Source organism: Elongatibacter sediminis (genome assembly GCF_037892215.1).
Taxonomy (GTDB): Bacteria; Pseudomonadota; Gammaproteobacteria; order Xanthomonadales; family SZUA-36; genus Elongatibacter; species Elongatibacter sediminis.
The window spans coordinates 46,021-67,762 of sequence record NZ_JAZHOG010000003.1 but is presented as its reverse complement, the minus strand read 5'-3'; the positions used below and the strand labels follow the sequence as shown (position 1 = coordinate 67,762).

The 21,742-nt window shown below is 63.6% G+C and carries 17 protein-coding genes; 7 read left to right on the top strand and 10 right to left on the bottom strand.

The window, feature by feature from the left end:
• Positions 1-518 precede the first annotated feature (518 nt).
• The gene (locus tag V3330_RS05090) at positions 519-1,367 is read left to right on the top strand and encodes a methyltransferase domain-containing protein (RefSeq protein ID WP_354694310.1); all 849 of its coding nucleotides are present in this window, start codon (positions 519-521) and stop codon (positions 1,365-1,367) included.
• A gap of 79 nt (positions 1,368-1,446) precedes the next feature.
• Here the strand turns inward: V3330_RS05090 and V3330_RS05085 are convergent, their stop codons facing one another.
• From V3330_RS05085 to V3330_RS05070, 4 genes are all read right to left on the bottom strand, one after another.
• A complete protein-coding gene (locus tag V3330_RS05085) occupies positions 1,447-2,637 on the bottom strand; it encodes an MFS transporter (RefSeq protein ID WP_354694309.1) in 1,191 nt (396 codons plus the stop codon).
• Between the two features lie 76 nt (positions 2,638-2,713).
• A complete protein-coding gene (locus V3330_RS05080; RefSeq protein WP_354694308.1) occupies positions 2,714-4,930 on the bottom strand; it encodes a TonB-dependent receptor in 2,217 nt (738 codons plus the stop codon).
• A gap of 48 nt (positions 4,931-4,978) precedes the next feature.
• The gene (locus V3330_RS05075) at positions 4,979-5,797 is read right to left on the bottom strand and encodes an SDR family NAD(P)-dependent oxidoreductase (RefSeq protein ID WP_354694307.1); all 819 of its coding nucleotides are present in this window, start codon (positions 5,795-5,797) and stop codon (positions 4,979-4,981) included.
• A 201-nt stretch (positions 5,798-5,998) separates the two neighbouring features.
• Positions 5,999-6,745, bottom strand: coding sequence for a helix-turn-helix transcriptional regulator (locus tag V3330_RS05070; protein ID WP_354694306.1), 747 nt, complete (start codon positions 6,743-6,745; stop codon positions 5,999-6,001).
• Between the two features lie 59 nt (positions 6,746-6,804).
• On the opposite strand from V3330_RS05070, the gene V3330_RS05065 reads away from it, so the two are divergent.
• On the top strand, positions 6,805-7,986 hold the full coding sequence (locus tag V3330_RS05065) for a CaiB/BaiF CoA transferase family protein (RefSeq protein WP_354694305.1): 1,182 nt from the start codon (positions 6,805-6,807) through the stop codon (positions 7,984-7,986).
• 186 nt (positions 7,987-8,172) lie between these two features.
• Entirely contained in the window at positions 8,173-11,343 is a 3,171-nt protein-coding gene (locus tag V3330_RS05060; protein WP_354694304.1) for a hypothetical protein, read from the top strand.
• Between the two features lie 71 nt (positions 11,344-11,414).
• Here V3330_RS05060 and V3330_RS05055 read toward each other — a convergent pair whose 3' ends face one another.
• From V3330_RS05055 to tyrS, 4 genes are read right to left on the bottom strand one after another with little or no spacing between them, the layout of a single operon-like run.
• A complete protein-coding gene (locus V3330_RS05055) occupies positions 11,415-12,218 on the bottom strand; it encodes a TSUP family transporter (protein WP_354694303.1) in 804 nt (267 codons plus the stop codon).
• A 57-nt stretch (positions 12,219-12,275) separates the two neighbouring features.
• Complete coding sequence (locus V3330_RS05050; protein WP_354694302.1) at positions 12,276-13,487, bottom strand: dipeptidase; 1,212 nt, start codon at positions 13,485-13,487, stop codon at positions 12,276-12,278.
• A gap of 34 nt (positions 13,488-13,521) precedes the next feature.
• Positions 13,522-14,034 (bottom strand): 8-oxo-dGTP diphosphatase, encoded by a 513-nt coding sequence (locus V3330_RS05045; protein WP_354694301.1) that lies wholly within the window; start codon positions 14,032-14,034, stop codon positions 13,522-13,524.
• A 36-nt stretch (positions 14,035-14,070) separates the two neighbouring features.
• Positions 14,071-15,270 (bottom strand): tyrosine--tRNA ligase, encoded by a 1,200-nt coding sequence (tyrS, locus tag V3330_RS05040; protein ID WP_354694300.1) that lies wholly within the window; start codon positions 15,268-15,270, stop codon positions 14,071-14,073.
• A 190-nt stretch (positions 15,271-15,460) separates the two neighbouring features.
• Here tyrS and V3330_RS05035 point away from each other — a divergent pair, with 190 nt between their 5' ends.
• From V3330_RS05035 to V3330_RS05025, 3 genes are all read left to right on the top strand, one after another.
• A complete protein-coding gene (locus V3330_RS05035) occupies positions 15,461-16,783 on the top strand; it encodes an OapA family protein (protein WP_354694299.1) in 1,323 nt (440 codons plus the stop codon).
• Positions 16,784-16,813: 30 nt separating this feature from the next.
• Positions 16,814-17,938, top strand: a complete 1,125-nt coding sequence (locus V3330_RS05030) for an anhydro-N-acetylmuramic acid kinase (protein ID WP_354694298.1) — start codon at positions 16,814-16,816, stop codon at positions 17,936-17,938.
• 425 nt (positions 17,939-18,363) lie between these two features.
• Positions 18,364-18,744, top strand: a complete 381-nt coding sequence (locus V3330_RS05025; RefSeq protein WP_354694297.1) for a YccF domain-containing protein — start codon at positions 18,364-18,366, stop codon at positions 18,742-18,744.
• Positions 18,745-18,804: 60 nt separating this feature from the next.
• Here the strand turns inward: V3330_RS05025 and V3330_RS05020 are convergent, their stop codons facing one another.
• On the bottom strand, positions 18,805-20,175 hold the full coding sequence (locus tag V3330_RS05020; RefSeq protein WP_354694296.1) for an AmpG family muropeptide MFS transporter: 1,371 nt from the start codon (positions 20,173-20,175) through the stop codon (positions 18,805-18,807).
• Positions 20,172-20,966, bottom strand: coding sequence for an exodeoxyribonuclease III (locus V3330_RS05015; protein ID WP_354694295.1), 795 nt, complete (start codon positions 20,964-20,966; stop codon positions 20,172-20,174). The genes V3330_RS05020 and V3330_RS05015 overlap by 4 nt, the downstream gene beginning before the upstream one ends.
• Positions 20,967-21,099: 133 nt before the next feature.
• Here V3330_RS05015 and pyrE point away from each other — a divergent pair, with 133 nt between their 5' ends.
• Positions 21,100-21,741: an orotate phosphoribosyltransferase gene (gene pyrE, locus V3330_RS05010; protein WP_354694625.1), complete on the top strand. Its 642-nt coding sequence runs from the start codon at positions 21,100-21,102 to the stop codon at positions 21,739-21,741.
• Position 21,742 lies beyond the last annotated feature (1 nt).

Below are 21,742 nucleotides of genomic sequence, written 5' to 3'. Positions count from 1 at the left end.
TGTGACCGTCATCCCGGACTTGATCCTGTGACCGTCATCCCGGACTTGATCCTGTGACCGTCATCCCGGACTTGATCCTGTGACCGTCATCCCGGACTTGATCCGGGATCCACCAGACCAAAAACAATGGACCCCGGCTCAAGGCCGGGGTGACGCAGGTATGACATTTCGACCTTCAGAGGCCGGGGTTACGCAGGTTTGACATTTCGACCTTCAGGGGCCGGGGTGACGCAGGTATGACATTTCGACCTTCAGGGGCCGGGGTGACGCAGGTTTGACATTTCGACCTTCAGGGGCCGGGGTGACGCAGGCTCAGCCTTCCGACCTTCATTGATCGAGGTGACACGGGCTTAGCGGGGCGGCCTTCGCCGGACTGGCTGGCGTTTGTTGACGCAGTCTGATGCAAGTGCGTCGCCCGGCCGTCGTCCCGGCTCTGAAATGGTGCGCCTGGGCTGTTTCCGGTCGACGACTGGCCAGCACGTGTGCTATTCCGGCCCAAGGCAATCCCGGAGCCTGGTATGACCGCACCTTACATCCACGGCAGCACCGACACCGAACGCGCACGGCTGGCACTGATGAACGACCTCATCAACCCGCGCTGCCTTGAAGCGTTGCAGATCGACCACGAACAACGTGTGCTGGATGTCGGTGCCGGTACCGGGCAGTTCACACGATTGATCGCCGACCGGCTGCCGCCGCCGGACCGGGTCGTCGCGGTCGAACGCGACCCGGCCCAGATCGCGGCCGCGGTTGGGGTGGCCGGCGACAGGCCGGAAATGGGAGGTCCGGTCGAGTTCCGCCAGGGTGAGGCGCAACAATTGCCCCTACAGGACGAGGAATGGGGCACCTTCGACCTGGCGCATGCCCGGTTCGTGCTCGAACATGTGCCCGATCCGGAACGGATCGTGGCCGGCATGGTCGCCTCGGTTCGGCCCGGTGGGCGCGTCGTGCTGCTGGACGACGATCACGAGGTGATGCGTTTCGGGCCGGACACACCCGCTTTGGATGCCGCCTGGTCCGCCTACTGGCGCTCGTACCGCACGCTCGGCTGTGACCCGCTCATCGGCCGCCGCCTGGTCAGCCTGCTACATGGCGCAGGCGCGCGGCCCGTGCGGGCCGAGCAGGTGTTTTACGGTGCCTGCGCGGGCGAGCCTGCATTCAACGCCGTGGTCGATAACCTGGCCGGCGTGCTGGCCGGAGCCCGCGAAGCGGTACTCGCCGCGGGCCAGATCAGCGCGGCAGCCTACGATCAAGGGCTGGACGAACTCACGGCACTCGCATCGAAACCGGACGGCGTGGTCTGGTACGTCATCAACCTGGCCGAGGGCCGGCGCGTCGGTTCTGACCCGGAAAGAATGCCCGGTTGACCGCATGCGGCAATGGCCTTGACGACATCAACACCTGGCGGAGCGAATCTCAGCCCGGGTCCCGGCGCGCGATCGAATCTCAGCCCGGGTTCCGCATCGCGGCTTCCGCTTCCCGCACCGGACTGCCCAGGTGCCGCGTCCGGTAGATGATGAAGAAGAACAGGAAAATGCTGACCACGCAGAACATGGCGGCCATCGCGTTGATCCGGGTGTAGTCGCCCTCGGCGATCAGCGCCGCCGCGATCCCCGGACCGACCGCAGCGCCCAGCCCCTGGAAGCCGGTGACCAGCACCATGTACTGGCCGCGGATGTCGATTTTCGAAATCACGCCGAGTTGGTAGGAATTGGCCAGCACGAACAGCGCCTGGAACAAACCGGCGCCGAGGTAAAACGTGAACGACGTGAACCGGCCGACCAGCAGCCACAACACCAGCAATTGTCCGACCAGGGCCAGCGTCAGCGGCGCCGTCCGTCCGAAGCGATCGCTGGCCACTGCCGCCGCGCCCGCGCCGACGATGGCGGCGAATTGCGACACCCCCAGTGCGAGGCCAATGGTTTCTGTATCGAGCCCGGCCGCCTGGCCAATGCGTTCGATGTAGGCCCAGAATCCGAAAATATTGGAAAAGAACAGCAAGCTGGCGACCAGCCCGATCCAGATCAGGCCGGTGTAGTTGGGCGTATCGACCCCGTCACCGCCTGGAACGACTCGCGGCGCCCCCTGCCCGGGGTAACGGCCCAGGGTCAACAGCATCAGCAGGGATGCGATGGCCAACATGTAATACAGCCCACCAACGCTCCAGCGCTCCAGAATCGGCGCCGCCGCGGCGAACGCGACGAACATCATTGCGCCCTGCACCACCTGCGCGATTCCGAACGCCCGGTCCGGATGGCGGTTATCACCCAGAGCCGCCACGGTGAGCGCGAATACGGACCCGCCGGTAAATCCGGCCAGGAAGCGCAACACCAGGAACAGTTGGTAGTCTTGGAGATTGGCCGTGACGGCATTGAGCACGGCGGTGGCGATGCAACCGGCCGCGAGGGCCATCGTCCACGACACCTTGCGTACCCACAACGCCGCCACCAGCGCGGCGAGCACCAGGCCCATGCCTTCCAGCGAGGCGATGAAACCGGCCTGCTGCTCGGTGAACCCCAGGTCATCGATCACACCGCCGACCAGCATCGGCATCAGGATGATGGCAGCCGGCCCGAGCGGATAGACCACGGAAATCAGGAAGGTCGTCGACAGCTTGTGATCGAAGGTACGTGTCATGGGCGCTCCGTTACGATTCCCAAACGACCACCGGCCCGGCCGCGCAGTGCGGCCGGGCCGGACAGAGTAGCGCGAATCAATTCAGATTGTACCGGAAGCTTACCCCAGCCCAGCGCGGACGTCCGTAGGCAACCTGGTTGAAGCCGAACAGGTTGGTCACGTCGAAGGAGTAAACGCGATACTCCTCTTCGAACAGATTGTTGACGAAGGCTGAAACCGACCAGGTGTCGTCCTGCGAGTAGTAGGTCAGCCGCGCGTTCCACACGTCGTAACCGTCCTCACGCGAGATGGGATGGTTCTGGATGTCGAAGAAGGTCTCGTCCTGATAATTGAAGTCGACCTGGGCCGCGACACGACCGGCGGACACGCCCCACTCATAGCGAACCACACCATTCAACGAAAAGTCGGGCGCCAGGGTCATGGTGCGATCGCGGGTGATTCCGGAAGCGTCGTTGAGCGGTATGTCTTCCGCCTCGGCATCGAGCAGCGAAGCGCCAAGCAGGATATCCAGGCCTTCGATCGGGTTGGTTACGAACTCCAGCTCCATGCCCGTCACCGTGGCGTCGGTGTTGAAAATCACCTGGTTCAGGTTGACGAAGGCAAAGGCCTGATAATCCGAGTAGTCATAATAGAACGCCGATGCGTTGAGCCGGGACGTACCTCCGAAAAGGTCGGTTTTGAAGCCGACTTCGTAGCTGGTCAGTTCCTCTTCGCCATAGGGCACATCGCCACGCACCGTAAGCCCGAACAGGCCGGTTTCATCCAGCAGGCCGGTGTTGAACCCGGCTGACTTGGTACCCAGGGACACCGAGCCATAGATCAGGGTCGAATCCGTCGGGCGGAAATCCAGTTCCAGCTTGCCGGTCACATTATCGTGACTGATTTTTTCGTCGTAATCGAACATCACGTTGGCGTCCGGCGGCAGCAAGCCATTGAGTTCCTGACTCAGGTAGTCGAGTTCCCGTTCCTCATCGGTATAGCGCAGACCACCGATCACGCTCCAGCGGTCGCTGAGGTCGTACTCGATCTGCCCGAACAGCGACCAGGAGCTGGTTTCCTGCTTGTAGTTGGCGTCGCCAATGATGAAACCAATGCCGCTGGCGTCGATCTGGAATCCCCCGTCGGTCTCCTGATCGTAGTAGTAAAAACCAGCCAGCCAGTGCATGGCATCGGTCTCTCCGCTGAGCCGAATCTCCTGGGTGAACTGGTCGATATCCGCCGTGTAGGTGTTGTGCACGATCTTGAACGGCGAAATATCGGTGTCTTCCTCGTACAGGCGTTCGAAGTTCTCGAAGGCCGTGATCGAAGTCAGGGTGACGCTGTCTCCGGCCCACTGGAAATTCAACGAAGCACCCTTGTTCTCGATGTCGAGATCGCCATCGCGGTCGTAGGCGCCGGCCCAGGGATCGTCATCGTCATCCCGGTAACCGAAGGCGTCGCAACCCGGGCAACTGCCATACAGATTCAGATCCGCCGGCAGCGGCAGCGAAGTGACTCCACCGTCCGGGGAATAGGTCGCTTCGTGCTGCCAGGCGCCCATGTTTGCGTTGTTTTTGGAACCATGAACGTTGAACAGAACGTCGATGGCGTCGGTTGGCTGGAAAGCCAACTGCAGACGGGCGGCATTGTTGTCGGCATCGTTGGGATCCTCGGTGCCGGGACCGCGGTTATCGACGTAGCCGTCATATTCGTTGTGCGCATATGAGAGCCGCGCCTGCACCGCGTCACCCAGCGATCCACCGAGCGCGCCCTCGACCTTGAACTGGCTGTTCTCCGCCACCGTCACCTCGAAGTAACCCTGGGTTTCTTCCGACGGCTTGACACTCACGAAATGGACCAGGCCACCGGTGGTGTTGCGCCCGTACAGGGTGCCCTGCGGCCCACGCAGAACCTCAACCCGTTCGAGGTCGAACAACTGAAACGTCACGCCGGACAGCGCACTGACGTAAACCTCGTCGACGTACACGGCCACCGGACCCTCGTTGTTGTCGTTGAAATCGGCCAGGCCGACGCCACGCAGGGTCAACGAAGCATTGTTGCCTTCGGCCGTTGGCGTACCGTAGCTGAGGCCCGGCGTCTGGGCGATTACGTCGACGGAGTTGGTAAAGCCCAGATCCTTGATCTGCTCGCCGCTGAACGCGGTTACCGAAACACCGACGTCCTGCAGGCTCTGTTCTCGCTTCTGAGCGGTAACCACGACTTCCTCGAGCACCTGGGCCTGGGCCAGCGGGCCGGCACACAGTGCGGTCAGCGACACAATGGCCGCGGTCAGTCTGTAGGGTCTGAGAATCATCATTCGCTCCCGAATCACTTGAATTCTGTTGATCGCAACCTGAAGCATTCAGGCCGCGGTTTCACCACCGTCCACCGTCATTTCCGAACCCGTCACGAAACTGCTCAGATCCGACGCCAGGAACAACACGGCGTTGGCCAGTTCCTGCGGCGTACCGAGCCGGCCCAGCGGGTTGAGCGCCTGAAAGGCCTGGCGCATTTCATCCGGTGTCGAAGTTCCCATGGCGCCCAGCGCCGAGAGTTCCTCGCTTTCCTGCTCCACCATCGCCGTATCGACCAGCCCCGGGTGAATTGAATTGACCCGGATGTTGTAGCCCAGGTCGGCAAACTCCAGCGCGATGGATTTACTGAATAACCGGATTGCGCCCTTGGTCAGGCTGTACATGGAACCGTAGGGATAGCCCTTGATGCCCATGGCCGAGGAAAAGTTGATGATGGATCCCCCGGCGGGACGGGCCGCAGCACGTTTCTTCATCACTGGAAGCGCATGCCGCACACCCAGAAAAGCTCCACCCACGTTAATGCCCGTGATCCACTGAAACTCCTCCAGGCTCACCTCTTCAACCGGCTTGACCAGAACGACGCCGGCGTTGTTCACCAGCACATCCAGCCCGCCGTAGGTTTCCGCAACATGCTGCATCACGGCTTGCCAGGCGGATTCCTCGCTGACATCCAGAGCCCGGAATTCGGCCTGGCCGCCATCGCGCTCAATTTCCGCGACGAGTTTCCCGGCATCTTCGGCGCGGGCTTCCAGGTCGGTAACAACCACCGCAGCGCCGGATGCGGCAAGCGTACGGGCCACCGCGGCGCCGATACCACCAGCCGCCCCGGTTACCAGTGCGACTTTTTCGCTGAGGTCGATTTCCATTCGTTACCGACTCTTGCCTCGCATCCATCGGTCCGGCTCGCCCCGGGGGCTGCCAAACCGGATTCATTAGTGTCCCCATTAAAGCCTAAGCCAAAGCCCGGCCCGGTCCTATCAGCCAAAAGGATGGCATCAGGCAATTTTCTAACGCGGCACTGGCCCGCGAAATACGCCGTCGATGCGAATCCGGACTGTCTGAGAGGATCAGGGCAGGACCTTCAGGTCGGCAATGACCTTGGTCACGAGTTCGGTGCGCGTGGCGACACCGGTTTTTCGGTAGATATGCTGCAAGTGGGTTTTGACGGTGGGCAGCCCCAGGTTCAACTCGCTGGCGATGAGCTTGTTGGCGGCTCCGGAAAGCACCAGCTCGAGCACGTCCAGCTCCCGGGCCGTCAATTGGTATTTTTCCTCGATGGTGCGCCGTTCGGTCATGCGCTCCGGCAGGTAAACCGTATTCAGTGCGTACTCGAGAAAAGGTTGCAGGGTGCGCAGCACGTTCAAATGCTCCGGGCTGAAGTCGCCCTGCTCCAGTGAGCGCAGCAGGGTGATAACCGCGATGATGCGCCCGTCGGCGCGGAAAAACATGTCGGCCACGTAACGCAGGCCCAGGGGTTTGAGGAAATCCTGATAGTAGGCGAGCTGCTCCACCCGGCCCGGCCCCAGAATCGAGTCCATGTGGATGACCGACTCCGAATTCTCTTCGTGCAGGCTCGGATTGAGTGGATCGAGCTGCATGTAGCGCCGCTCGTAACGGCGGTCGGCTTCCCGGTCGAGATTGTAGGTCACCACGCCGCGATGCCGCATGTTGGGCGCGACCAGATAAAACGCGGAAGACTTGACCTCGAGCAGGCCGTTGACCAGCTTCAGACTCTCGCGCTGGAAGTCACGCGGAAAATTGGGAATCTCGATGGACTTCATCCGATGAATAACCGCGGTGCCCGCGATCGACACTCCTTATACTGTGTGTTCCACAATGATAACGCCTTCAGCCGAAGCGCTGCGTCTCGCGTATGCATCCAGCCCCCGATCCAGCCATACAGACAGGTCCCCTTGCCGGGCTACGCATCATCGAGGTTGCCGGCCTCGGCGCGGCCCCGTTCTGCGGCATGATGCTGGCAGACATGGGCGCGGAAGTGATTCGGATCGACCGACCCGGCGGCGGCCTGCACGGGGAACACGACCCCCTGACGCGCGGCCGCAAATCCGTCATTGTCGACCTGAAGCGCAGGCGTGGCGTGGAGCTGCTGCTGCGCTTGGCCGACAACGCCCACGCCCTGTTCGAGGCCTTTCGACCGGGAGTTGCCGAGCGCCTGGGCTTCGGACCCGATACCTGCCTCGAGCGCAATCCGCGCCTGGTTTACGGCCGCTTGACCGGTTGGGGGCAGGACGGTCCCCTGGCTTCCACCTCGGGCCACGACATCAATTACATCGCGCTCTCCGGCGCCCTGCATGCCATTGGACCGAAGGGTGGGAAACCCGTGCCGCCGCTGAACCTCGTTGGCGATTTCGGTGGCGGCGGCATGCTGCTGGCTTTCGGGCTGGTCTGCGCCCTGTTCGAATCGCAGCACTCGGGCCGCGGCCAGGTGGTCGATGCCGCCATGATTGACGGTGCCCTGGCGCTAATGGCCCTGAGCTTCGGCATGCAGGCCACCGGACATTTCTCCGGAGCAACGGGTGCGGACCTGTTTTCCGGCGCGGCGCCGTTTTACGACACGTACGAGACCAAGGATGGCCGTCACGTCGCGGTGGGTGCGCTGGAACCACCGTTTTTCCGCCAGTTGCTCGAAGTGCTGGACATCGACCCGCAACGCTTCGCCGAAGCCGGTTTCCGCGGCCCGGATCTGCCCATGGACACATCGCGATGGCCGGAGCTGCGCCGCCTCATGCAAGCCGCATTCCGTACGCGAACGCGGGACCAGTGGCAGGCCCGGTTCGATCAGACCGACTGCTGCGTGACTCCGGTACTCTCTCTGCGCGAGACGGCGGATCACCCGCATAACCGGGCGCGAAGCGCCGTTCACGACGTCGCCGGCATCCCCCAGAACGGGCCGGCGCCCCGGTTCAGCCGCACCGGAACGGGCCCACCGCTCCCACCTCCGGCACCCGGGCGAGACACGGACGATGTGCTCTGCGAGGCCGGCATGGACCTCCATGAAATCAATGAATTACGGGCTGCCGGCGTGATCGCCTGATCCGCCCGGCACCCCGCAATACACCGCGGATACCGGCGCGGGCCGAACTTCGTTCACCTTGCATTCAGCTTGACTTGCCTAGAATGCGTTCCAGAAGCCCCCCAATGGGGGGCGATTTCGCGACCGCGGCCTTCTCGCGGGAGTCATACCGCTCCCACAGGCCGAAGATCGCACAGGAGGACGGATATGACACATCGCCCACCCGAATCCCGCCCCGGTCTGCCCGGTGAAACCGGGCACGGCCACCCCACGCTACGCCATGCGGCGCAGGCGATCACGCGTCGTGGGTTTACAGCACGCGCGGCGGCCGGTTTCATGCTCGCGCTGATAACCGCCCTGGTGCTGGCCACCAGCCCCCGGCTGCACGCCGCGGATTCGGACTGGCCGCGCACCCTGGCCGTCGACGAAGGCACCGTCACCATCTACCGTCCCATGATCGACGGCCTCGACGAGACCGTATTGCATTACCGCGCGGCTCTCGCCTGGCGCGCCAGTGACGATGCCGAACCGGTCTTCGGCGCCGGATGGTTCGACGCGCCAGTCGACATCGACCGGAACAAACGCACCGTTCACCCGAAGGGCATGACCCTGCAACGCGCCCGTTTTCCCGACGGCACCACCGACATCGGGACCGCGCTTACCAGCGCCGTCGCGGCGGCATCGCCACGCTGGAATCTTGATTTTCCGCTGGACGACCTGCAGGCGGCCCTGGAAGCGGCCGAAGCCGAATCGACGGCGGCCCGCGAAATCAACACCGCCCCGCCCCGCATCATCTACCGCGATCGCCCGGCCTTGCTGGTGCAAATGGACGGCGACCCGGTACTCCGTGACATCGAGGAAAGCCCCTACCAGGCCGTCATCAACACGCCTTACCCGCTGATTTCGGACGGTCGGGAGTTCTATCTGAATGCCGCTCCGGACGTCTGGTACCGCGCCGATTCGGCCACCGGTCCGTATCGTTTCGATGCGAGCCCGCCCGCGGACATCGCGGCCATGGTCAAAGCCAGCCAGGACGACGCGGATAATACGGATACGCCGCCCGAAGAGGACGTCGAGCCCGTCACCGCTGAAAACGCGCCGGAAATCGTCGTCTCGACCGTGCCCGCCGAACTCCTCGTCACCGAGGGCCCGGCGGATTTCGCGCCGCTGGTCGACGATCTGCTGGTGCTGCAAAACTCGGACGACGACGTGTTCATGCACGTCGGCAGCCAGCAGTACTACATCGTGCTGGCCGGCCGCTGGTACCGCGCGCCGTCACTCAACGGCCCGTGGGCGTACGAGTCGGCCGAACTGCTCCCACCGGCATTCGCCAGCATTCCCGAGAATTCGGCCCAGGCCGATGCCCGAGTGTACGTCGCCGGCACCGATGAAGCACAGGAGGCGGTGCTGGATGCCCAGGTTCCGCAGACCGCGGCGATACAGCGCGGCGAAGTCGATGTCGAGGTCCAGTACGACGGCGACCCCCGGCTGGAGCCGGTCGACGGTACCGAGGATCTGCGCTACGTACGCAACACGGGCGCCACCGTGCTCTACTCCGACCGCGTCTACTACCTGGTCGAAGACGGGGTTTGGTATGTCTCGACCTCTCCCAACGGCCCCTGGCAGGTGGCCGACCGGCGCCCCGCCGAGGTGGACTACATCCTGCCCAGTTCTCCGGTGTACAACACCAAGTACGTTTATATCTACGACAGCACGCCCGAAGTGGTTTACGTGGGCTACACGCCCGGCTACACGGGTAGCTATGTGCACCACGGAACCATCGTCTACGGCACCGGCTGGTATTACCGCCCGTGGGTCACCACGCATTACTACTATCCGCGTCACTCCACCTGGGGATTCCATGTGGGTTACACCCCCTGGTACGGCTGGAGCTTCGGCCTGAGTTGGGGCTGGGGACCGTTCAGCCTCAGTTACTACACCGGCGGTTACTGGCACGAGCACCGCCCCTGGTACCATCGTCACTACGGCTACTGGGGCCCGCGCGGTTATCGTCACCACCCCCGCTATTACGACCGTTACCGGCATTACGGTCATGGCTATCCGCGTAACCGCCATGCCCGGTACGACCGGTACGACCGGTACGACCGCTACAACCGCTACGATCGCCGCGACCGATACGGCCGGTACGACAGGCGCGCCCGGCCGGGCGAGCGCACCCGCAATCTCTACCACGACGCGCACCAGCGCGCACCGGTTGCCGACAGGAACCGTGGATTCGCACGCAATGACAGCCGTGACCGGAACAACCCCGCCAACCGGGTAATCTCCGGCCCAGATGCCGGCAACCGGAGCCGCGGCAATGCACGATCACGGGTGATCGAGGATCGCAAGATCGGGCTTGATCGGGCGGGACCGGTAAAGACCTCCGATCTGCGCATGAAAGCCCGGGTACGCGACGACCGGTCAAGCAGCCGGCAAAAGCAGTTGGCCGGCGGCAAAGAAACCCGGCTGACCCGGAGCGCAGCTTCCGCCAAACCGGGCCGTAACCGAACCGAACCCGTTACCCGCTCCGAACTGCATGCGCGAGCGGACAACCTGGCCCGGAACCGGGTGGTACGCACGCCGCAACAGCGCAGCGCACCCGCCCGGACCGACAAATCCGTTGCCGCACGCAACCGGACCGGACCGGTCAGCCGCAATGAGTTACAGACACGTGCGGACCGGGTCAAGCGGAGCAGCAACCCGACACAAGCGTCGCGCACTGCCAGCGGTCGAACCGACCGGGAAACGACCCGCCGAAATCGAACGGTCCCGGTCAGCCGGGGTGCCTTGCAGGCGCGCGCCGCGCAGATTGGCAAGGCGGGCAACAAGACCCAACCGGCCAGGAACAAGACGCTGAACCAACGCAGCGCTACGCGGCCGGAATCACGGTCGAGTTCGCAGAACCGCTCGCAAACACAAACACGTTCGCGCGCGGTGCCGGCGACGCCTCGCAGTACTCAGGCTCGACGGACACCCGCCCCCGTCACCCGCCGGGCGAGCACCAACACGCGGACGACTTCTTCGCGCCAGAATCGACCGGTTTCCATTCCGGAACGCCGCACCGTAACGCGCCAGGCACCCAAACGATCCGCTTCGCCTGCCGCGCGCCAGGCCACGCCCCGCAGCGCTCCGAGCCGGAGCGCTCCCGCCAGGCAGGCTCGGCCACAAGCCTCGCGGTCAGTGTCGGCGCCATCACGTTCGGCGCCGCGTCGGCAGGCGACGCAACGCGCCGCCGCGCCAAGCCGCAACACGCCGTCCCGGTCGGCGGCGCCGAAACCGACACAGCGCAAGGCGCCGGCCCGTAGCCGGGGGGCTGAAAGCGCGGGGCGCCGGGGAGGCGAGCGGGCAAACGGCCGCCGAAGTCGAAACGACTAAGTCGAAACGACTGGCCGGTCGCGTGGACGGCGGAATCGGGGTAATACCGCTGAATCCGCCTTCCGGGCGTTTCAGATCAGGCCCAGCATGAGCGCGACACCCGCCGCGAGCAGAAACGATCCGACCAGCAGTTGCACGCTGCGCATCGTCACCTTGTGCAGGTAGCGCTTGCCGATCAGCACACCCGCAAACGCGGAGGCCGCGCCGGTGGCCACCAGGGGCCAGCCGGTGAAGCCGGACAGTCCGGCACCGGCCGCTGAGAACAGGGCCGCGTAGACACCGATCCGGGTCAGGTCGACCAGAAAACCGATGACGGCATTGCTGCCGACGAAGGCAGGGGTATCCAGGCCAGCCTTGGCGAGGAATGCGGATCGCAGCGCGCCCTGATGTCCGGTCAGACCACCGAAAAATCCGGAAAGCACCCCGCCCAGTGGCAGGTAACGACGATCGAACGCCAGGCGCCGGAAGCGCGGCAACAGTTCGAACACCGCGAACACCACCATCAGAAAGCCCACCATCAGCTTGACCGGGGTCACCTGCGCTACAGGCCCAACATCGGTGCCGACCGTGAGCCGAGAATCCGCGCTGACCAGCCAGCCCAGTGCCAGGGCCCCGGCAAGCGCTGCCAGCACGGCCGGAACCCCGAAGTACAACACCACGCCGCGGTCCGCCCCGCGCCCCAGCAGCAGCACTTTGAAGACGTTGTTCGCACCGTGTACCAGCGCCGTCGCCACAATGGCGATTTCCACCGGAAAGAACAGTGCGAACACCGGCAGCAGCAGGGTACCCAGGCCAAAGCCCGAATACAGTGTGAGGCCCGCCGCCAGCAGGGCGGCCGCACTGACGGCGACGAATGAGGTTGTGCTCAGATCCATGACCGTCGCACTCCGATTTCCGCTCCCGACGCCCGGATACGCCCGGGTGCGCGTCGGTCAGTCCCGGTTCGCGGCGGACGCGCGTTCCACATCCGCCCATACCCGCATCAGGTTGCCGCCCAGGATGGCCTCGATATCTTCGGTTTCATACCCTCGGCGCAGGAACTCCTCCACCAGGGCCGGGTACTGCGAAACATCCTTGATTCCCTCCGGCAGACTGTCGCCCACGCCATCGAAATCCGAACCGATCCCCACGTGCTCCACACCCACCAGACCAATCACGTGATCAAAATGGTCGACCACATCCGACAGGGTGGCGTAGGGCATGGGATTCTGCTCCCGGTAGGTGGCCACCCATTCCGAGGCGTGATCCCCTTCCATCGGCAGCCCGGTGGACTCGGCCCAGGCTTCACGCAACTCACTGAGCCGTTCGTACCAGGCGCGCGCCTCGGACGTCAGGAAACTGGAACCGAAATTGATCTGGATGACACCGCCATTCGCCGCCAGCGCACGGATCATGTCGTCGCTCATATTGCGCTCGAAACCCGGCGTGAAGTGACGTGCCGAGGAGTGCGAGGCGATCACCGGCGCCCGGCTGAGTTCCAGGACATCGTAAAAGGCCTCGTCCGAAACGTGCGAAATGTCGATCATGATGCCCAGGCGATTCATCTCGGCCACCACCTCGCGGCCGAACGGGCTCAGACCATTCCATTTCTTTTCCGGGTCGTAAGACGAATCGGAAATGTGGTTGCTCTTTGAATGCGCCAGCGTGATATAGGAAATGCCGCGCTGTTTGAAATACGCCAGATTTTCCAGTTCGCCGTCGATGGGCGCACCATTTTCCATTCCCATGGCGAGGCCGATCAGGCCGCGCTGGCGCGCGTTTTCCGCCTCCTGGGTATTTCTGGCCAGGGCGAACCGTTTCGGCGCCCGGGCCGCCAGGGCTTCGACACTGTCGATGAGTTCATTCGCCAATTGCCACGCCGTGCCGTCGTCTTCCGACTCGGCCGGTGTGTAAATGGACATGAACGGCAGATCCAGCCCTCCCTGCCGGGCGCGCTCGTAGTCGAAATCGCCGCCGTCGGTACGGTGGCTGACATCGGACCACTGTTCCTTGAGGCGATAGGGAACATCGATGTGGGTGTCGACAAGGTAGGACTGCTGCGTGATCTGGCTGGCCGAGGCCGCCAGGTCGTGCTGCGTTTCCTGCGCCGCCGCCGGCACCGGAACCAAAAACGCCAGCAGTATGAATTTCGTGAACAGGTTCATAAATGGACTCCTTAACAGGGGCCGCTCGGCGGATTCATTCCACCCAGGGTTCATTTTGACCATCGGGCCGAATCTCATAGTCGAGCATGGAATCTCCATCGAAAATCCATCGGCTCTGGAAGCGTTCGCCGCGAATCAGCATGGGCAGCCACAGGCGGTCGTCTTCCCACATTCGGTCGTAGGGAATGGCATCCAGGGACACCCACTTCGGCCGTGCCTCGCGGGTTTCCACCGGCTCGCCACTGAAATCCCTCGTCCGGTAAACCCACACGTGAATGGAATAACCGTCGACAAACTGGAAGCGGTGTTCACCGCAATACTCCAGATTGGACACGGTGATGCCGAGTTCTTCCTGGCACTCGCGCACCGCGCACTGTTCCGGCGTCTCCCCGGGATCGACCTTGCCGCCCGGACCGTTGACCTTGCCCTTGCCGAGACCGGTCTTCTTGTCGATGAGCAGAATTTTTCCGTCGCGAATGACGAACACCAGGGTGGCCGGATCCCGGGCTTCCCACGTACTCCAGTCCAGGTCGGACAACTGTTTCACCCGAGGTCTCCTCGCATACCGTTCCGGGTGGTGAGGTCAGGAAACACGAGCGGCACAGAATTTGAGCTTGCCGACTTGCAGAACCCCGCTGAAACCGGGCTGCAGGACCAGCCCACGATCGCTGACTTTTTCGCCGTCGATTCGCACCCCGCCCTGCTTGATCATCCGGAAGGCTTCGGAATTGCTCGAAGTCAGCCCACACCGGGTCAGCGCCGCCGCGATGCCGATGCCTTCGCCGTCTGTGTCCAGTGACTTTTCGGGAATGTCCTCGGGCATGGCACCACCCTGGAAACGCGCGACGAATGCCTCACGTGCCGCCACGGCGGCCTCCCGGTTGTGGAACCGCTCGACAATTTCCTCGCACAGTTCGAACTTGATATCGCGTGGATTGCGACCGCCTTCGGCTTCGGCCTTCAGCCGGGCGATATCGGCGTTACTGCGGAAACTGAGCAGGTCGAAGTACCGCCACATCAATTCATCCGAAATGGACATCAACTTGCCGAAGATCTGCTCGGCCGGCTCAGTGATGCCGACGTAGTTTCCGAGCGACTTGGACATCTTCTGGACGCCATCCAGACCTTCCAGCAACGGCAGGGTGATGATGACCTGCGGCGGCTGGCCGTAATGCTGCTGCAAATGGCGGCCGACGTGAAGATTGAATTTCTGGTCGGTACCGCCCATTTCGACATCGCATTTGAGGGCCACCGAATCGTAACCCTGCGACAACGGATACAGCAGCTCGTGCACCGCGATGGGCTGATTCTCGCTGAAGCGCTTCTCGAAATCGTCACGCTCGAGCAGGCGCGCCACCGTGTACTTCGCCGCCAGACGGATCATGCCGTCCGCACCCAGTTCCCGGAACCACTCGGTATTGAAGCGAATCTCGGTTTTTTCGGGGTCGAGAATCTTGAAAACCTGGTCGGCATACGTCTGCGCGTTGGCCTTGATTTCCTCTTCGGTCAGCGGCTTGCGGGTGACGTTCTTGCCCGTGGGATCACCGATCATGCCGGTAAAGTCGCCGACCAGGAAAATCACCTGGTGGCCCAGATCCTGGAACTGGCGCATCTTGTTGATAATGACGGTGTGCCCGATGTGCAGGTCCGGCGCGGTGGGGTCGAAACCGACCTTGACCCGCAGCGGACGTCCCGACTTCAGACGCTCTTCGAGTTCCTCGGGCTTGGTGATTTCATCCGTGCCGCGGCCGATCAAATCCAGGGCTTCGCGTACTTCACTCATTGCTTGGGTCCGAAACGGGATCGGGGCATTTTATGGGTTTGCGCGGTCGGCCACCACCCGCAGTGACCGGCATTCACCCGAGCGGACGATGATTGACCGCACGCGGACCTGTGGGTACCTTAGGCGGGCCTGAGACGACACGGCCAGGGAAGCCGGCCGCGCCCATGACACGTATTCGAGCCGCGAGATGATGGAAAACCGCGCCCTGGCAGCCCTGCCGTGGCTGACCCAAAGCCGCCTGAAACTGATCGGCATCACGATGATCGCCGTCGGCGTGCTGTGGTCGGTACTGGAACCCGGGGATCCGGCCGCCCCGAGCCCGGGTGCGGTGATGGAGCTTCCGTTGCCCGAACATCCGCTCGGCCCGGCGGAGGCGTTCCAGCCAGAGGCTGATGACGGGAACCAGGCCGCGGCCGAGGCATCCTGGGACACCGTCACGGTCAAATCCGGCCAGACCCTGGACACCATATTCCGGCAGCAGGGCTTCGACATCGGCCTGTTGCACCGTATTCTCGACCTCGACGACCATACCCGGAACCTGGCCAACATCCGCCCGGGCGACACCTTTGATTTCCAGCGTACCGCGGAGGGTGCATTCGAAGCGATGCGCTCGGCGCTGGGCGAGGACCGCTACCTCCTGGTGCGCCTGGCCGGCGACACCCTGGACACGGAAACCCGGGAACGCGATATCACAACCGAGGTCCTCGAAGCCGAGGGCGAAATCACCTCTTCACTGTTTCTCGCCGCCAAGCAATCCGGCCTCAGCGACCAGATGATCATGAAACTGGCCAATATTTTTGGCTGGGACATCGATTTCGTGCTCGATATCCGGGCGGGTGACCGTTTCCTGCTGGTCTACGAAAAAATCTACCGCGACGGTGAGTTTCTGCGCGACGGCCGCATTCTGGCCGCCACGTTTCTGAACCAGGGCCAGCGCTACCAGGCCGTGTGGTACGAGAACGGCGACATCGCCGATTACTACTCTCCGGACGGCCGCCCGATGCGCAAGGCTTTCCTGCGCGCGCCGCTGAACTTCGCCTACATCAGCTCCGGTTTCAATCCGCGCCGAATGCACCCGGTGCTCAAGCGGGTACGGCCCCACAATGGCATCGACTATTACGCGCCCCGGGGTACCCCGGTCTACGCCGCCGGCGATGGGACCGTCACCCGTTCCGGCTATTCCGCCGCCAACGGACATCACGTATTCATCAAGCACGCCAACAGCATCGAAACCAAGTACCTCCATTTCTCTTCGCGCGCCGTGAAACGCGGACAGAAGGTGAAACAGGGGCAGACCATCGGCTACGTGGGCTCCACCGGCCTGGCCACCGGCCCTCACCTGCATTACGAATTCGTTCTCAACGGCGTGCACCGCAATCCCCGCACCGTGCCTTTACCAAAGGTCGAACCGCTCGAAGGAAAGCTGCTGACCGGTTTTCAAAGCCAGGCCGCGCCCATGCTGAATCAGCTCGCCCGGCTGGAATCGGCCTCGCTGTACGCCGCGCGCGACTGAAGCCGCGGCCAGCCGCGACGGGTTCGGGACATGTCGGAAGCGCCCACTTATTTTATCGGCATGTTGTCCGGGACCAGCCGCGACGGCGCGGACACGGCCCTGGTTCGTTTCGAGAGCGGGCGCCCGGTCCGGGTCGAAACCCAGTGCGTTGAATACCCCGATGACCTGGCGGCCCTGTTGCGCCGCATGGTGGAGCGCCGCCGCCGTCCCGACGACGAGGAAATGGCCCGTGCGGATCGCGAACTGGCCGAATTTTTCGCCCTAGCCGCCTGGGGTCTGCTCGATCGCTACGAAGTCGAGCGAAGCGCGGTCCGCGCCATCGGCTCCCACGGCCAGACCGTATGGCACCACCCGGCGGGCCACCATCCCGAATCCATACAGCTCGGCGATCCACAGCGTATCGCCGACCTGACCGGGATTCCCGTGGTTGGGCGGTTCCGGCAGGCGGACCTGGAAGCCGGCGGCCAGGGCGCTCCCCTGGCGCCGTTGCTGCATCGGGCGCTGCTGTGTCCGGAATCGGGGCGCAGGGCGGTTTTGAACATCGGCGGCATCGCCAATGTCTCCCTGCTCGACCCCGACGGCAATGTCACCGGCTATGACACCGGACCCGGCAACTGCCTGCTCGACGCCTGGGTGCACAAGCAACGTGGAGAGAACTACGACGCCAGCGGAGCCTGGGCCGAAAGCGGCACGGTGGACCGGCTACTGCTCGACCAACTGCTGGCGGATCCGTATTTCGTCTTGCCGCCACCCAAGAGCACCGGGGTCGAGTATTTCAATTTCTACTGGCTGGAAGGGCACCTGCGCGAACGCGGCCCGGGCGGAGCCGAGACCGATCCACGCGACGTGCAGGCGACCCTGGCCGAATTCACGGCGGCCTCGGTGGCCGAGGCGGTGCTCAACGCCGCTTCGGACGAATTGCTGGTGTGCGGCGGCGGCACGCACAACACCGACCTGATGCGGCGCCTGAAGCGGCTGCTTCCCCGCATGCGCGTCACCACCACGGCCGCCTACGGTCTCGACCCGGACTGGGTGGAAGCCATTCTTTTCGCCTGGCTGGCCCGCGAACGCATCGCCGGGCGGCCGCAGGACACACCCCCCATCACCGGCGCCCGCGAGCCGGTCATTCTCGGCGAGATCTTCCAACCCCACTGACCCCGGACTCGCGTCACTTGGTGCCGCGGTCGGGCTTTCGCTCGAAAACCGGCACCCGGTTTGGCTCGATGAGGGGGAACCTGCAAAACTCTCACACGGGGAACGCCATCGGGCAGGTATCCCCTTTCGCGGTCTCGAGTCCGCCGCCGCTTCGCGGTTCCCTCGCGGGCGGCCGGCTGCCGGGGTCGGCCCGACTCGCATCCCTGCTCGATCGGGCCTCTCGGGCACATCCCTGTGCCCTCGACCCCGGGTCCGGCCACCCACTCGGCGGCTACCAGAGACCGCGAAAGGGGATACCCGCCCAATGGCTCCGGGGTTTTTCGCAGCACTTTCCAATTTACCTTCGGCAGAGCGTGGGGCTTCGCGGGCCCATGCAGACCGAGTGCTATCATGAATCGCTGGTATTACGGGAGGGAGCGAAGCCAATGAATCTGTTGCTGAACCTGGTGTGGCTGATACTGGGGGGCTTTATCGTGGTGATCGCCTATCTTTTGGGCGGCATCCTGCTTTGCATCACCATCATCGGGATTCCCTTCGGCATCCAGTGTTTCAAACTGGCGGGGCTGGCCCTGATGCCGTTCGGCGCGGAAATCCGCGAGAAGGAGCCGCCGGGCGGCCCCGTCGCGGTCATCATGAACGTCATCTGGATCATTCTGCCCGGACTGGAACTGGCGGCGTTCCACCTGGTGATGGCCGCGCTGTTCGCGATCACCATCATCGGCCTGCCGATCGCGGCCCAGCACCTCAAAATGACACGGCTGGCCCTGCTTCCGTTTGGATTCGAGGCGCGCGATCGCGTGATCTAGAAGTGCCACGGCGAGACGACCGCTGCGAAGTTTTCCGCGGCGAAGACTCCCCGTCTTCAATCACTCCGGTACGGCGGGAGCCGAAGCGAGCGTGTAGTCGATACCCCGCAACTTGAGCACCAGAAAGTAGAGGCACAGCAAAATGGCCGGAATCCCCAGCGCCGCCGCGTAGAAGAAGAAAACCGTGTAGCCGTATCCGTCGGCCACGAATCCCGACAATCCCCCGACGAACATGCCCGGCAAGGTCATCAGCGAACTGAGCAGCGCATACTGGGTCGCCGTGTAACGGCGGTCGACCAGCGACGACAGCCACGCGATCAGCGTGACGGCGGCGAAGCCGTTGGAGAAATTGTCGCCGCCAATGGTGACAAACAGTGCCGGCAGCGAGTATCCCACCGTCGACAGCCAAGCGAACAGCAGATTGGTCACGGCCACCAGAAGGGCTCCAACCAGCATCATGGGCGCAATCCCGTAGCGGGCCACCAGAACGCCGGCCACGAAGCCGCCCGTGATGGTCATCAACAACCCGAACACCTTGGTCACCGAAGCGATCTCACTGAGCGAGAAGCCGAGATCGATGTAAAGCGGGTTGGCCATCGCCGCCATGGAAATATCCGACATCTTGTACAACGCGACCAGGCCGAGGATTGCGATCGAGTAAAGCCGGTACCGCTGAACGAAGGCCAGCAGCGGCGCCAGCACCGCACCGATGATCCATACCCGGAGGTCGTGTCCGTGACCGGTGCCACCGGTGCCCGCGAAACGGATGACCCATGGATCCTGCCGCAGATCGGTCAGCCGGTCCTGGCGTGACGGCTCCGGCGAAATGGCGACCGCGATCAGACCGACGATCATGCATGCGGACATCGCCAGGTAGGCGACCTGCCAACTGAAGAAATCCGCCAGGTACAGGGCTCCGGCGCCGGCGACCAGGGTGGCCACCCGGTAGCCCAGCACGTAGGTGCTCGCCATGGCGGCCTGGAATTCCTCGGCCTCCGATTCGATCCGGAACGCGTCGATGGTGATGTCCTGGGTCGCGCTGGCGAATGCCGCGATGACGGCGAACAACGCGATGAATCGAAGATCGGTCGCCGGATCCGTCATGGCCATCGCGCCCAGCGCACCGACCAGCACCACCTGGGCCAGCACCATCCAGCCGCGGCGCTGGCCGAGCCACGGGGTCAGCAGGGGCAGGCGCAGCTTGTCGACGAACGGCGACCACAGCAACTTGATGGAATAGGTGATGCCGATCCACGAAAACAACCCGATCGCGGTGCGCGACACTCCGGCGTAACGCAGCCACGCCGTCAGGGTCGAGAAAACCAGCAGGTAGGGCAGCCCGGCGGAAAACCCGAACAGCAGCATCCGCAGCACCGGCGCGCGCAGGTAGACCGCGACCGCCTCCCGCCAGCCTGCGACCGGTTCGTTCACTCGACCGGGCTCCGCTGCGGCACGGTGAATTCGTAATCCAGGGTCAGGGGCGCGTGGTCGGAGAAGCGCTGATCCTTGTAGATTTCCGCACTGACGGCACGCTCGGCCACACCCGGCGTGGCGATGTGGTAATCGATGCGCCACCCCGTGTTGTTGTCCCAGGCGCGGCCGCGATTGGACCACCACGTGTACTGCTCCTCGCGATCGTCCACGCGCCGGAACACATCCACCCAGCCGGCCTCGTCGAACAGTTCGTCCAGCCAGGCGCGCTCCTCGGGCAGGAAGCCGGAGTTTTTCTGGTTGCTGCGCCAGTTCTTGATGTCGATGTTGCGATGCGCGATGTTCCAGTCGCCGCAGATGATGTATTCGCGGCCGTCCGCGGCCATTTCACGCAAGCGGGGCATCAGGTAATCCATCGCCGAATACTTCACCTGCTGCCGTTCCTCCTTGCTGGAACCCGACTGCAGGTAGAGCGAAATGACGGACAGATCACCAAAATCCGCCTGCAGCCAGCGGCCTTCGTGATCCATCACATCCCAGCCCAGACCATAATGAACCCGGTCCGGCTGATGACGGCTGTAGATGGCGACACCGCTGTAGCCTTTCTTGAGGGCGTCGTGATAATAGGTGTGATAGCCCTCGGGGAAAAACATGCGGTCCTTGAGCACCTGGTGTTGTGCCTTGGTTTCCTGGATGCAGACCACGTCGGGATCGCGGGCGTGCATCCAGTCGAAAAAGCCCTTGTTGGCGGCGGACCGGATGCCGTTGGCGTTCAGGGTTATGATTCGCATATTCTCGTTGCAGTTCGGGCTGGCGGGATCTGAAGGGCGCCAGCATACCTGCCCGTCCCCGGACTGTCATCGGGGCGCTGCATGGGGCGGCCACCGCGCGATATACTGAAAACGATCAGGAAGGGATTCTGTGATGAAGACATACCAGAAACGGTTCTTTCGACTGGCGCTCGACAAAGGCAATCTGGCCTTTGGATCGTTCACGCTGAAGTCGGGCCGTCAAAGCCCCTACTTCTTCAATGCCGGGGGGTTCGACGACGGGGCTTCGCTGGCGACCCTGGCCGCCTGCTACGCGGACGCGATTCTCGATTCCGATGTCGCCTTCGACATGCTCTTCGGACCGGCTTACAAGGGCATCCCGTTGGCCAGCGCCACCGCCGTCGCGCTGCATCAACAGCACGCGCGGAATGTTCCGTTCGCCTTCAACCGCAAGGAGGCCAAGGACCATGGCGAGGGCGGGCAACTGGTCGGCGCTCCCCTGGCGGGCCGCGTGCTGATCATCGACGACGTCATCTCGGCCGGCACCTCGGTGCGCGAATCGCTGGACATCATCGAGGCCGCCGGAGCGAAGGCGGCCGGCGTCGCCATCGCGCTGGATCGCCAGGAGCGCGGCCAGGGCGAATTGTCGGCCGCACAGGAAGTCAGCCGCGACCACGGCATTCCCTGCATCGCCATCGCCGGGCTGGCCGACCTGATCGATTTCCTCGGCACCGGAGGGCACCCCGGCTTCGACGCCACGGCCCTGCGGCAATACCGTGAACAGTACGGAGTGTGAC

Excerpts from the sequence above, each read along its gene's own strand:
- V3330_RS05090 (WP_354694310.1), top strand. The coding sequence starts at position 519 with ATGACCGCACCTTACATCCACGGCAGCACCGACACCGAACGCGCACGG.
- V3330_RS05085 (WP_354694309.1), bottom strand. The coding sequence starts at position 2,637 with ATGACACGTACCTTCGATCACAAGCTGTCGACGACCTTCCTGATTTCC.
- V3330_RS05080 (WP_354694308.1), bottom strand. The coding sequence starts at position 4,930 with ATGATTCTCAGACCCTACAGACTGACCGCGGCCATTGTGTCGCTGACC.
- V3330_RS05075 (WP_354694307.1), bottom strand. The coding sequence starts at position 5,797 with ATGGAAATCGACCTCAGCGAAAAAGTCGCACTGGTAACCGGGGCGGCT.
- V3330_RS05065 (WP_354694305.1), top strand. The coding sequence starts at position 6,805 with ATGCATCCAGCCCCCGATCCAGCCATACAGACAGGTCCCCTTGCCGGG.
- V3330_RS05060 (WP_354694304.1), top strand. The coding sequence starts at position 8,173 with ATGACACATCGCCCACCCGAATCCCGCCCCGGTCTGCCCGGTGAAACC.
- V3330_RS05055 (WP_354694303.1), bottom strand. The coding sequence starts at position 12,218 with ATGGATCTGAGCACAACCTCATTCGTCGCCGTCAGTGCGGCCGCCCTG.
- V3330_RS05050 (WP_354694302.1), bottom strand. The coding sequence starts at position 13,487 with ATGAACCTGTTCACGAAATTCATACTGCTGGCGTTTTTGGTTCCGGTG.
- tyrS (WP_354694300.1), bottom strand. The coding sequence starts at position 15,270 with ATGAGTGAAGTACGCGAAGCCCTGGATTTGATCGGCCGCGGCACGGAT.
- V3330_RS05035 (WP_354694299.1), top strand. The coding sequence starts at position 15,461 with ATGGAAAACCGCGCCCTGGCAGCCCTGCCGTGGCTGACCCAAAGCCGC.
- V3330_RS05030 (WP_354694298.1), top strand. The coding sequence starts at position 16,814 with ATGTCGGAAGCGCCCACTTATTTTATCGGCATGTTGTCCGGGACCAGC.
- V3330_RS05025 (WP_354694297.1), top strand. The coding sequence starts at position 18,364 with ATGAATCTGTTGCTGAACCTGGTGTGGCTGATACTGGGGGGCTTTATC.
- V3330_RS05015 (WP_354694295.1), bottom strand. The coding sequence starts at position 20,966 with ATGCGAATCATAACCCTGAACGCCAACGGCATCCGGTCCGCCGCCAAC.
- pyrE (WP_354694625.1), top strand. The coding sequence starts at position 21,100 with ATGAAGACATACCAGAAACGGTTCTTTCGACTGGCGCTCGACAAAGGC.